12 protein-coding genes and 1 tRNA gene are annotated in these 12,103 nt (G+C 67.7%); 8 read left to right on the top strand and 5 right to left on the bottom strand.

Going from position 1 to position 12,103, the window contains the following annotated elements; genetic code table 11:
• Positions 1-12: 12 nt before the first annotated feature.
• Both ABIB25_RS17480 and ABIB25_RS17475 read right to left on the bottom strand, forming a co-directional pair.
• A complete protein-coding gene (locus ABIB25_RS17480) occupies positions 13-174 on the bottom strand; it encodes a hypothetical protein (protein ID WP_354529757.1) in 162 nt (53 codons plus the stop codon).
• 91 nt (positions 175-265) lie between these two features.
• On the bottom strand, positions 266-937 hold the full coding sequence (locus ABIB25_RS17475; protein ID WP_354529756.1) for a LuxR C-terminal-related transcriptional regulator: 672 nt from the start codon (positions 935-937) through the stop codon (positions 266-268).
• 136 nt (positions 938-1,073) lie between these two features.
• Between ABIB25_RS17475 and ABIB25_RS17470 the strand changes: the two genes are divergently transcribed.
• The gene (locus tag ABIB25_RS17470) at positions 1,074-1,352 is read left to right on the top strand and encodes a GlsB/YeaQ/YmgE family stress response membrane protein (protein ID WP_354529755.1); all 279 of its coding nucleotides are present in this window, start codon (positions 1,074-1,076) and stop codon (positions 1,350-1,352) included.
• Between the two features lie 146 nt (positions 1,353-1,498).
• Positions 1,499-2,215: a GAF and ANTAR domain-containing protein gene (locus ABIB25_RS17465; RefSeq protein ID WP_354529754.1), complete on the top strand. Its 717-nt coding sequence runs from the start codon at positions 1,499-1,501 to the stop codon at positions 2,213-2,215.
• 10 nt (positions 2,216-2,225) lie between these two features.
• Here ABIB25_RS17465 and selB read toward each other — a convergent pair whose 3' ends face one another.
• From selB to ABIB25_RS17450, 3 genes are all read right to left on the bottom strand, one after another.
• Positions 2,226-3,998, bottom strand: a complete 1,773-nt coding sequence (gene selB / locus ABIB25_RS17460) for a selenocysteine-specific translation elongation factor (protein ID WP_354529753.1) — start codon at positions 3,996-3,998, stop codon at positions 2,226-2,228.
• A 24-nt stretch (positions 3,999-4,022) separates the two neighbouring features.
• On the bottom strand, positions 4,023-5,327 hold the full coding sequence (selA, locus tag ABIB25_RS17455; RefSeq protein ID WP_354529752.1) for an L-seryl-tRNA(Sec) selenium transferase: 1,305 nt from the start codon (positions 5,325-5,327) through the stop codon (positions 4,023-4,025).
• A 125-nt stretch (positions 5,328-5,452) separates the two neighbouring features.
• Positions 5,453-5,548 (bottom strand) — tRNA-Sec (locus tag ABIB25_RS17450).
• Between the two features lie 68 nt (positions 5,549-5,616).
• On the opposite strand from ABIB25_RS17450, the gene selD reads away from it, so the two are divergent.
• The 6 genes from selD (at position 5,617) to ABIB25_RS17420 (ending at position 12,070) form a co-directional block, all read left to right on the top strand.
• Positions 5,617-6,654, top strand: coding sequence for a selenide, water dikinase SelD (gene selD, locus ABIB25_RS17445; RefSeq protein WP_354529751.1), 1,038 nt, complete (start codon positions 5,617-5,619; stop codon positions 6,652-6,654).
• A 165-nt stretch (positions 6,655-6,819) separates the two neighbouring features.
• Positions 6,820-6,993, top strand: a complete 174-nt coding sequence (locus ABIB25_RS17440) for a hypothetical protein (protein WP_354529750.1) — start codon at positions 6,820-6,822, stop codon at positions 6,991-6,993.
• A 101-nt stretch (positions 6,994-7,094) separates the two neighbouring features.
• The gene (locus tag ABIB25_RS17435) at positions 7,095-8,702 is read left to right on the top strand and encodes a carboxyl transferase domain-containing protein (RefSeq protein ID WP_354529749.1); all 1,608 of its coding nucleotides are present in this window, start codon (positions 7,095-7,097) and stop codon (positions 8,700-8,702) included.
• Between the two features lie 5 nt (positions 8,703-8,707).
• On the top strand, positions 8,708-10,741 hold the full coding sequence (locus ABIB25_RS17430; RefSeq protein WP_354529748.1) for an acetyl/propionyl/methylcrotonyl-CoA carboxylase subunit alpha: 2,034 nt from the start codon (positions 8,708-8,710) through the stop codon (positions 10,739-10,741).
• Positions 10,742-10,745: 4 nt separating this feature from the next.
• Positions 10,746-11,222, top strand: coding sequence for a MaoC family dehydratase (locus tag ABIB25_RS17425; RefSeq protein ID WP_354529747.1), 477 nt, complete (start codon positions 10,746-10,748; stop codon positions 11,220-11,222).
• Between the two features lie 5 nt (positions 11,223-11,227).
• A complete protein-coding gene (locus ABIB25_RS17420) occupies positions 11,228-12,070 on the top strand; it encodes an HpcH/HpaI aldolase/citrate lyase family protein (RefSeq protein WP_354529746.1) in 843 nt (280 codons plus the stop codon).
• The last annotated feature ends 33 nt before the right edge of the window (positions 12,071-12,103 follow it).

Here is a 12,103-nt window from a genome sequence, read left to right as displayed (position 1 = left end):
TCGACCTTCCGGTCAGCGGGTGGAGGAGGCCTTTCGCTTCACCCATCCGAAGGCCGCAGTGGCGAGGAACAGGATCAAACCGATGATCGCCAACCAGACCAGGCCCTTGATCACGAATCCCAGTACCGCGACGACGATCCAGACGACCAGCAGAATTCCGATGATTGCGAGCATCGTCCCATGATGCCACCCGGGGACCGTCTGGAAACCGCCGCCCCATCGTCGGACTGCGGCAGACGAGGAATGCGGCGGCTGTTCGTCTGCGTCACGGACCGCCCCGCCAGTGGTCGATGCGGTGGTGGTCGGGGCTGAAGCCGTGGGCCACGCCCCACAGGACCGCCTGGGTGCGGCTGGCCACTGCGATCTTGCGGTAGATGTTGCGGATGTAGGACTTGACCGTGTTGGGGCTGAGATAGGTCAGCCGGGCGACGTCGACGTTGCTCATGCCCTGGGTGATCAGGGCGAGGATCTCCGACTCGCGATCGGTCAGCCCTTCACCGCGGCCGGGCCAGTTCAGCCCACTGGTACTCGGTGCACGCGGAGGCGGGTCGCTGACCACGATCTCTCCGTCGTGAACGGCTTCCAGCGCGGCCACCAGATCGCGAGCGGGGAGCGACTTCGACAGGTACCCATGGGCGCCCTGCCCGGTGGCGCTCGCGATCAGGTCGGGGTGGAAGTTCCAGGTGTAGACGACCACCTTCCGAGCTCCGGGATTGTTCACCAGCACGCCGATCTCCTCGTGATCGGACTCGGGCTGGGCGAACGAGTCGTACAGCACGATGTCCACCGAGTCGTGCAGCGAGGTGGTGGCGTCGATCTCGGCCACCAGGATGCGATCGCGGTACAGGTCGAACATGTGGGCAACCCCGATGAGGACCACGTCGTAGTCGTCGACCAGGGCAATGGTGATCGGTGGTCGAGGGGACGAGGGGCTCATCTTCCCGACAATAACCTCCCTAGGGGTGTACCGCACCCGCCCTAGGGGTGGTTTTCTCGAATCATCGGCCAATGCCGAAAACGGGTCTCCCATTTCCGGCGAGTACCTGAGAAACATTCCAACACAGGAGGAAGTCATGCTCGGACTCATCGTCAGCATCATCGTCATCGGATTGATCGCAGGCGCACTGGCTCGTCTGGTCGTTCCCGGCCGCCAGAACATCTCGATCCTGATGACGATCGTTCTCGGCATCGTCGGGTCGTTCGTCGGAGGGTTCCTCGGCTACCTGATCTTCCACAAGGACGCGCAGGGTGGCTTCTTCCAGCCCGCCGGGATCATCGGGTCGTTCATCGGTGCGGTCATCGTGCTGCTGATCTGGACCAGGGTCGGCCGGAACCGCAGCGTCCACAGCTGACGCCTCGCCTTCCCGGTCCGGGGGGACCGGGAAACCAGGCAGAATGGCGAGGCGGTCGACGGAAGAACTGTTCCAGCGCCACCGTCGCGGGCTACATTGCTGGCCCGGGTAATCCCTCGTGCTGAACAGAGCAGATCGGACCGACGATGACGGCGTCTGGCGAGTTGGACGTGGTGAAGGCCTTTGCCCAGGTGGCGGTCGCCATGGACGCCGCCGAGAGCATCGCCGGGGCTCGCCTGCTGGTGGCCGCCCTCGCCCGTGACGCCCTCGGGTCGGCGGGCACGGCGATCTGGCACCTGAAGGCGGATTCGACGATGGAACTGGATTCCTCCACGGATCCCGATTTCATGGTGCTGATGGCCGACATCGTCGGCCGGAAACCGGACGGCCCCGCCTGGCAGACCATGCAGGACCGCCGGGTCACCCTCGCCGACGACTTCTCCACCGAGACCCGGTGGCCTGGGTACGTGAGTCGCCTGGTGGCCGAGTCCCCCGTGCGCTCGGCGGTCGTCTATCCGCTCGGCCTGGCCCAGCGGGATCTCGGTGTCCTGGCGGTCTACTCCCACCAACCCCGCCACTTCGACGCCGGCCTGGTGGCGCTGGGAGCGGTGTTCGCCGCGTACGCCTCGTTGGCTCTGGAGAACGCCGACCTCGCCGAGAAGGCACGCAATCTGGCTGCCGCCCTGGGCTCCAACCGGCGCATCGGGATGGCGATCGGGATCCTGATGGGGCGCAACAACCTCACCGAGAGCCAGGCCTTCGACCTGCTCCGGGTCACCTCGCAGAACACCAATACCAAACTGTCGGCGGTCGCGGAGGGTGTGGTGCTCACCGGAACGATCCGGACGCTGGGCCCCGCCTGAACGGCCCGACTCACCCCCCTGGCGACGGCCTGACCACTCGACGAACCCCCGGCTCGAGTTGCGTGGTCCAGCCGAGCCGATCCAGATGCTCCAGCAACGGGATCGCCACCCGCCGACTCGTGTTCAAGGTGGCCTTCGCGTCCTGGGTGGTGAAGGGCTGCTCCATCTTCGCGAACAGGCGCAGCGCCATGGCAGGTGCATCCGGCAGCAGCACGACATCACCGTCCAGTCGCAGGATCCGACCGATCCGTTGAGCTGCGGCCAACTGCGCGGCGCCCAGCCCCAGACGATCCAGATCTGTCCGGTCGGGTGCCGAAAACGGTCGATCTGCCAGCATTCGTTCGATCGCAACGATCCCGGGCTCGACCGCTCCGAGCGACGAAGCGGCACCGGGACGCCGGACGAACGGCCCGGCCACCTCCAGATCAGCGGCCGCAGCGAGACCGGCGATCGGCAGACCATCCGGGAGCTCGGCAGCCCGGCGGGCTGCCTTGAGGGTGAGGCCGGGCTGCAGCGGGTGGGTCCGGTGTGTCCGGTCCACCGCTGTCCGCAGGGATTCGACCCAGGTTGCCCAGCGCGACGGCGAGACGAACCACTCGCCGATGCGCAGGACTGCGGTGGTGTCGTGCAGGACCACGCCGAGACGTTGCAGTTCGTCGACGCGCACCGCACCCCGCCGCTGCACCTGCTGGACGAGGGTCGGAAGCTCACCGGCCGCCGCCAACTCGGCTCCCCGGCGGACCGCGGCGCCGCGGCGATCCAGCGAAGGTGGTGCCACGTCGAGAATCTCGAGCCCCCCTTCGAGTCGGCCGAGTCCGGGGTTGCGGAGGATGCCGCGGTCACCGGGCTGCAGCGGCAGCGCTGTCGAGAGCGTCAGGCGGACGACCTGCGAGCCCAGCGGACGGATGTGGACCGGGAAGGCTCCGGCCCCCAGATGCAGCACGGCTTCGGTCGGCAGCGTCGTCACGTCGGCCATCATCCGGGCCTCGATGAGACGGGTGGTGGCCCAGGCTCCGGGGGTCGTGAGGGCATCACCGCGCCGGATCTCCTGTGGCGTCACGCCCCTGAGATTGACGGCCACCCTGGAAACGGCCTGCACGGTCTCCTGGGGCTCCCCGAGGCTCTGCAGACTGCGGATCCGCACCTCTTGATCGTGCAGCAGCAGGACGTCGCCCACCGAGAGCATCCCGGCCCCCAACGTCCCGGTGACCACCGTTCCGCTGCCCCTGATGGTGAACGCGCGATCCACCCACAGCCGCACGCGCCCGTCGACCGCCGGCCGCGGAAGCCGATCGACCAGTCCGGTGAGAGCCTCACGCAGCGCATCGATTCCGAGGCCGCTGACGGCTGATACCGGAACCGCTGGAACTTCTCCCAGGCTGCTGCTCCGGATGTGCTGCAGTGCCTGCGCTGTCGCGGCCCGTGGATCGGCGAGATCTGACCGGGTGACGACCAGGATCCCGTACTCGATGCCGAGTGCGTCGACGGCAGCGAGGTGCTCGGTGCTCTGTGCGCGCCAGCCCTCGTCGGCGCTGACCACCATCATCACCGCCGGGGCCGGTCCGACACCGGCGAGCATGTTGCCGATGAAGCGCTCGTGACCGGGCACGTCGACGAACGCGACCGTCGGCCCCTGCGGCAACGTCGTCCAGGCATACCCCAGATCGATGGTCATGCCGCGGGCACGCTCCTCCGCCCATCGGTCAGGCTCCATCCCGGTCAATGCCCGCACGAGGGTCGACTTGCCGTGATCGACGTGGCCGGCGGTGGCGATCACGAACATCTGGCGATCACCACCATGACGAGGTCACGAAACCCGCCCGTTGGGAAGGGATCCCCTCGCGGCGAGCACGGCGTCGCGGACCCGGATGTCGTCGGCCGGCGGGACACAGCGCAGGTCCAGCAGTAGTTGCCCTCCGGTGACCCGCCCGACCACGGGGGTTGCTCCGACGCGAAGCGGCGCAGCCAGCCGACTGTCCAGCGCGACAGCCCATCCGGGCAGTTCGACGCCGGGGGCTCCGCCGCCGCCGACGGTGCCCGCGGATGGCACTACCCGAGCGGTGAGCGCGTCGGCCAGCAGATCGCAGCGGACCCGGAGCTGGCGTGAGTCAGCATGCAGCGCGAGAAAAGTGGGCGTCCGCGGGCCGCGCAGTGTGGCCTCGAGGGCGGCCAGGGTGAGTTTGTCGCAGCGCAGCGCCCGCGCCAGCGGATGGCGTCGCATTCGCTCGAGCAGAGCCGCGTCGCCGAAGATCAGGCCGGTCTGGGGTCCGCCCAGCAGCTTGTCCCCGCTGCAGGTCACCACCTCGGCCCCGGCGGCCAGACTGCTCGCCACGTCCGGTTCGTCGGGTAGGAGGGGTTCAGGAGCGAGCAGTCCGCTGCCGATGTCGGCGATCACCGGGACCGGCAGGGTGGCGAGGTCGGTGAGGGGAACCGAGGACGTGAAGCCGGTGACCAGGAAGTTGCTCGGATGGATCTTCACGATGCACCCGGTCTCCGGGCCGATCGCGTGCGCGTAGTCGGCCAGGCTGGTCCGGTTGGTGGTCCCGACCTCCCGGATCACCGCTCCGGTCGACGTCATCAGGTCGGGTAGTCGGAAGTTGTCGCCGATCTCGACCATCTCCCCGCGGCTGACGATCACCTCGCGTCCGGGGGCCAGGGTGGTGACCGCCAACAGCAGGGCTGAAGCGCCGTTGTTGACGACCATCACCTGCTCGGCGGCCGGAACCGCCGTCCGCAGTGCGGCCAGGGCACTGCGGCCGCGCCCGGCCCGCACCCCACCGGCCAGATCGAATTCGACATCGACATATCCCGTGGCCGCGGTCAGCGCCTCGATCGCAGCGGCCGACAACGGAGCGCGCCCGAGGTTGGTGTGCAGCACCACTCCGGTCGCGTTGATCACGGACTGCAGTTCGGTGGCCAGGTGGGGGAGCAGATCGTAGGCCCGGTCGGCGATCTCGGCGATCGGCAACACGCCGGACCTGGCTTCGGCCAAGGCCGCGACGACAGCCGCCTTCACCGAGTCGGAGCCCAGGCGACCGGTCGAGGCGCGAAGGCGCGGATCGTCGAGCACCACGTCGGTCCGCGGCAGCGCGCGTCGTGGATCTGCGCTCATCGTGACCTCCGCTCGCTGTCGATCCGCCGACCTCCTGGACGGACCCGACCGACCTCCTGGACGGACCCGGCCGATCGAGCAGTTGCCCGGCGGGCCCCCGGCCAAACCATCGCCGACAGCGAAGATGGCGGAGGCGGACGGGAATCGAACCCGCCGAACCGAGATACTCGGCTCCACCGGTTTTGAAGACCGGGAGGGCCACCAGACACCTTTACGCCTCCGCCTCACACCGTAGGCCTGAACAGCGGCGCGCTGTGCATGGGTGCCCGGACCGGGGTACAACCAGGGCATGACTGCACCGTCGACGAGTTCCCGAGCCGCCAGGCTGCCAGGCGCAGCAGACCCGATCCGCCTGACCCGATACGCCCACGGCGGTGGCTGCGCCTGCAAGATCCCACCTGGGGAGTTGGAGCAGATCGTCCGCGGGTTGACCGGCACCTCGTCGCCGGATCTACTGGTCGGCCTCGATGACGGCGACGACGCGGCAGTCGTGCGGATCGATCAGCACACTGCGATCGTGCACACCGCCGACTTCTTCACGCCGGTCGTCGACGATGCCTACGACTGGGGCCGGATCGCCGCGGCGAATGCACTCTCGGACGTGTACGCGATGGGCGGTCGCCCGATCGTCGCGGTCAACCTGGTCGGCTGGCCGCGTGATCTGCTCCCGGTCGAACTGCTCCGCGAAGTGTTGAGGGGAGGACTCGACATCGCCACGGAAGCAGGATGTCACGTGGGTGGCGGGCACAGCATCGACTCGCCGGAACCGCTCTACGGCATGGCGGTCACGGGTCTGGTCGACCCGAAACTGCTGCTGCGCAACGATTCCGCCCGCGCCGGCACCCCCATCAGTCTGAGCAAGCCGCTGGGCGTCGGGGTTCTCAACAACCGGCACAAGTCGACCGGCGAGAACTTTCCGCAGGCCATTGCCTCCATGGTGTCGCTCAACGCCGCCGCCGGTGCGGCCGCCGTTGCCGCCGGCATCGTCGCGGCCACCGACGTCACCGGTTTCGGTCTGCTCGGGCACCTGCACAAGATGGCCAGGGCGTCCGGTGTGGAGGCCGTGATCGACGCGGGCGCCGTGTCGTACCTGGACGGCGCGCGGCAGGCCCTGCAGGACGGCTTCGTCAGTGGCGGCACCCGGCGCAATCTGGACTGGGTACGGCCGTTCCTCGACGCGGGGGTTTTCGAGGACGAACTGCTGCTGCTCGCCGACGCCCAGACCAGCGGCGGCCTGCTCGTCGCCGGTGAGATCCCTGGTGCACCTGTCATCGGCGAGTTCGTCTCGGCCACCCCTGGATCGCCCCGGACGATCACCGTTCGGTAGCCGGCCTGTCCGCAGCCGTGACGGCACCCTCGCCGCCGCCGACCCGCCCAGGAGCGCGAGCGCGGCCGTTTCGGCGAGAACTGCTCGCACGTCTGCTCTCCCGTCGAGCCGTGACACGATGGCCGACCAGCCCTGGATGAACTGCCGTTGCAGGAGTCGGACCCGGTGATTGCTCTCCGTGGGCAGGTTCGCCGGTTCGCGTTCCTGCATCCGGATGACGTCGCGTTCGGCGAGGGCGAAGTCGAGGTGGAAGGGGATCAGGTCGGTGATGGCGCCGAGGTCGGGTCCGTTCTGCTCACACCCACCACGGCACCGAGTTCGTCGATGGTGACGGCGTGATACCCGCAGAGCGCGAACAGATGCCCCGCCTCGCGCAGGTAGCGGGCGCAGCACTAACGTGGCGTTCGATTAGTGGCCACTCACTCGAGATCGGTGGGTCGATGGAGACGCTCGAGACGCAGGCCAGGCCGGGCGGCGCCGATTTCCGGAAGAATTGGGATGCCCAGCACGACCTCGCGCAGGACCTGCGGGCCCGGTTGGCCGAGGTTGCCCTGGGTGGTCCGGCCAGGTCGCGGGAGCGCCACGTGGCCAGAGGCAAGTTGCTACCGAGGGATCGCATCGACCGTCTGCTCGATCGAGGTAGCCCGTTTTTGGAGATCGCGCCGTTGGCCGCCGACGGCATGTACGGCGGGGAGAGTCCTTCCGCGGGGGTCATCGCCGGTATCGGCACCGTGTCCGGTCGTCAGGTGATGATCGTCTGCAACGACGCCACGGTCAAAGGCGGTACGTACTACCCGATGACGGTCAAGAAGCACCTGCGGGCACAGGAGATCGCCTCCGAGAACGAGCTGCCCTGCGTCTATCTCGTGGATTCCGGCGGTGCCTTCCTGCCCCGGCAGGACGAGGTGTTCCCCGACCGTGACCACTTCGGTCGGATCTTCTACAACCAGGCCCGGATGTCGGCCCGCGGCATCGCCCAGATCGCCGCGGTGCTTGGCTCCAGCACCGCCGGCGGCGCGTACGTCCCGGCGATGAGCGACGAGACCATCATCGTCCGCAACCAGGGCACCATCTTCCTGGGCGGACCACCGCTGGTGAAGGCCGCGACCGGCGAGGTCGTCACTGCCGAAGATCTGGGCGGGGGCGTCACCCACACGAAGCTGTCCGGGGTGGCCGACCATCTCGCGCAGGATGATGAACACGCCTTGGACATCGTCCGGGACATCGTGTCCCAGCTGCCACCACCGAGGGACAGGGCCTGGGAGGTAGCGGCTCCCGAGCCGCCTTCGGTGGACCCGGGGCAGCTGTACGGGGTGGTTCCCACCGAACTGCAGGTGCCCTACGACGCGCGCGAGGTGATCATGCGCATCATCGACGGCAGCAGGTTCCACGAGTTCAAGTCCGAGTACGGCGCCACTCTGGTGACCGGTTTCGCCCACATCCATGGCCACCCCGTTGGCATCATCGCCAACAACGGTGTGCTGTTCTCCGAGTCGGCTCTCAAGGGCGCCCATTTCATCGAACTCTGCGACAAGCGGAAGATTCCTCTGCTGTTCCTGCAGAACATCACCGGTTTCATGGTCGGTCGTGAATACGAAGAGGGTGGCATCGCCAAGAACGGCGCCAAGATGGTCACGGCTGTGGCCTGCGCGCGGGTTCCGAAACTGACCGTGGTCATCGGAGGTTCCTTCGGCGCCGGCAACTACTCGATGAGCGGTCGCAGCTATTCACCGCGGTTCCTGTGGATGTGGCCGGCCAGCCGGATCTCGGTGATGGGCGGGCCGCAGGCCGCATCGGTCCTCTCGACCATCCGTCGTGACCAGATCCAGGGCAACGGTCAGGAATGGTCCACCGAGGCGGAGGACGAATTCAGGGCACCCATCCGCGCGCAGTACGAAGACCAGGGCAACCCCTATTATTCGACCGCCCGCATCTGGGACGACGGGATCATCGACCCCGCCGACACCCGCACCGTCCTGGGCCTCGCGCTCGAGGTGTGCTCCCGGGCCCCGATGGAAGACGTCGCCTACGGTGTCTTCAGGATGTGACGGCGATGTCCGATACCGCAGTTCCCAGGTCCGAGGCCGCCATGTTCAGCACGGTCCTCATCGCCAACCGCGGCGAAATCGCCTGCCGCATCATCGGTACGCTCCGCCGCCTTGGCATCACCTCGGTCGCGGTCTATTCCGACCCGGACGCCGGAGCCCGACACGTGCAACTGGCCGATATCGCCGTCAACATCGGCAAGGCCGCAGCTGCCGACAGCTACCTGGACGGCGAGAAGATCATCAAGGTCGCCCTGGATCATCAGGTGCAGGCGATCCATCCCGGTTACGGATTCCTCGCCGAGAACGCAGGTTTCGCCGCCCGGTGCCGGGACGCCGGCATCGTCTTCATCGGTCCCGGGGTCGGGGCGCTGAAGATCATGGGGGACAAGATCCGCGCCAAGGCCGAGGTCAGCGCCAGGGGGGTGCCAGTCGTTCCAGGTCTGGCCGAGCCCGGTCTGAGCAACGAGCAGATCGCCGCGGCCATCACCGAGATCGGCTACCCGGCCTTGATCAAACCGTCCGCCGGCGGCGGCGGCAAGGGCATGCACCTGGTCAACGAAGCCTCCGAGGTGCAGGACGCCTTGGCTGCGGCCCGTCGCGAAGCTGCCTCGTCCTTCGGCGACGACACGCTCTTCGTCGAACGCTTCGTGCGCAACCCCCGTCACATCGAGGTGCAGGTGCTGGCCGACAACAACGGCACCACGGTGCATCTGGGTGAGCGGGAATGCTCGCTGCAGCGACGGCACCAGAAGGTCATCGAGGAGGCACCGTCGGTGTTGTTGGACGAAGCGACCCGGGACCGCATCGGTCGAGCGGCGTGCGAGACGGCGCGCAGCGTCGACTACCGGGGGGCCGGAACGGTGGAGTTCATCGTCTCGGCCGACGCGCCGGATGAATTCTTCTTCATGGAGATGAACACGCGTTTGCAGGTCGAGCACCCGGTCACCGAAATGGTCACCGGTGTCGACCTGGTCGAATGGCAATTGCGCATTGCGGCGGGCGAGCTCCTGGCTTTCGGGCAGGCCGACGTGGTGCTGACGGGTCATGCGGTGGAGGCCCGGGTCTACGCCGAGGACCCGGCCAACTCCTTCCTGCCCACCGGCGGGCGGGTGGCGGCGCTGGTGGAACCGTCAGGCGAGGGCATCCGGGTGGACAGCTCGCTGATCGACGGAATGACCGTGTCCTCGGACTACGACCCGATGCTGGCCAAGGTGATCGCCTGGGCACCCACCCGGCCGGAGGCATTGCAGCGCTTGCGAACCGCCCTGCGCGAGATGGCGGTCCTCGGTGTCCGGACCAACCTGGAATTCCTGGGTCTGCTTCTGGAGGACCCCGACGTGGTCGCAGGCAGGCTCGAAACGGAGTTGATCGGCCGCCGACTCGAGCACCTCGAATTTCGCTCGCCCGACGATGAGATCTTCCTTTCTGCCGCACTTGTCGTGCACCACTTCGAGGCCGATCAACTGCCGGACGGTCCCTGGGGATCCGGCGATGGTTGGCGGCTGGGCGAACACTGCGCCTCCCGGTACCGATTGATGGTGCAGCCCAGTGGAACCTCCGCAGAGGTGAGCATCAGGGGTGTGCCTGGGCGGACGCTGGTCTCGGTGGATGGCGCCGAGCCTATTCCGGCCTCGGTGCAGATCGATGGATCGCTTGCGCGCACGAACGTCGCCGGGACCAGGCAACTGATGCGATTTGCCAGGCAGGGCGGCAACCTCCATCTCAAGTTCCGCGGAGCCGAATGGAACGTCGTCGAAACAACCCGTCGGCGAACCGATGTCGATGCCGCCGCCCGTCGGCCCGAACTCCGCTCGCCGATGCCCGGCGCGGTGGTGGCCGTCTCCGTGGTCGAAGGCCAGAGCGTCCAGGAGGGCGAGGCCGTCCTCGTCATCGAGGCGATGAAGATGGAACACGTCCTGCGCGCACCCACCGCGGGCATCGTCTCGGTCAATGTCGAGGTCGGTAGCCAGGTGCAACGCGACGAGGTCGTCGCTGTGGTGCAGCCCGCCGGCACTCCGGTCATCGAACCGGCGGCGTGAGCTCATGTCCGGGAAACGGATCGTGCAGCGCGGCCTGTACTTCGAGGAATTGGACCTCGACGCCGTCTACGTGCACAGTCCGGGCAGGACCGTCACCGAAGCCGACAACGTGCTGTTCACCACCTTGACGATGAACACCCAGTCCTTGCACCTGGACGCCCAGTGGTCCGCGTCGACCGAGTTCGGTGAGCGACTGGTGAACTCCATGTTCACCCTCTCGACCCTGGTCGGGCTCTCCGTCGGTCAGTTGACGCAGGGCACGATCGTGGCGAACCTGGGCTTCACCGAGGTCCGCTTCCCGCACCCCCTGCGGCACGGTGACACCATGAACGCATCGACTCGTGTGTTGTCCAAACGGATCTCGGCCAGCCGGCCCGGCCAGGGCATCGTCGAGTTCGAACACACCGCGGTGAACCAACATGAGCGGGTGGTGGCCGTCGCCGTGCGGTCGACCCTGATGCGCTGCCGACCCGAAGGGTGAGCCCCATGTCCGACCACACCGCGGGGTGCACCACCTCGGGATTCACCGCCCTGGGGCCGGCTCTGCTGTTCTGCCCGGCGGACCGTCCCGACCGCTACCACAAGGCAGCGGCAGCAGCCGACGGGGTCATCCTGGATCTCGAGGATGCCGTAGCACCGGGGGCCAAGGCGTCGGCGAGGGAGGCGCTCATCGGCTCGGATCTCGATCCGGCGCGAACAGTCGTCCGGCTCAATCCCGCTGCGAGCGCGGAGTTCGACCGCGATCTGGTGGCACTTGCCCGCACGTCGTACACGAAAGTCATGCTCGCGAAGGCCGAGACTGCAACAGATCTCGATCGACTGGTCGACCTGCAGGTCATCGCACTCTGCGAAAGCCCGCTGGGCGTCAGCAATGCCGGTGCGCTCGCCGGGCATCCCAGCGTCGTCGCGTTGATGTGGGGTGCCGAGGACCTGGTGGCCGCTCTCGGCGGAAGCTCGAGCCGGAAACCCGACGGCAGCTATCGAGACTTCGCCCGCTACGCCAGGTCCCACGTGCTGATCGCGGCGGCCGGCGCCGGCAAGGTCGCGTACGACGCGGTGCACCTGAACATCTCCGACGACGCCGGTCTAGAGGAAGAGGCAGAAGATGCCGCGGCGTCCGGTTTCGCCGGAACGGTCTGCATCCACCCCCGGCAGGTGCCGATCGTTAGGGCCGCCTACCACCCGTCGGCGGAGTCCGTGGCGTGGGCGACCGACGTGCTGGCTGCAGCAGATGGGGCGGGCAACGGTGTGTTCGCCCACCGCGGGCAGATGGTCGACGAGCCGGTGCTGCGCCAGGCGCGTCGTGTGCTGACCAGGGCTTCGGCATGACGCTGAGTCGCCGATGTCGCCGATGTCGGCGTT

The sequence above is a fragment of the Nakamurella sp. UYEF19 genome (assembly GCF_040546275.1).
Taxonomy (GTDB): domain Bacteria; phylum Actinomycetota; class Actinomycetes; order Mycobacteriales; family Nakamurellaceae; genus Nakamurella.
Note: the sequence above shows the minus strand (reverse complement) of the source record. Positions and strands in the feature narration are given on the sequence as shown.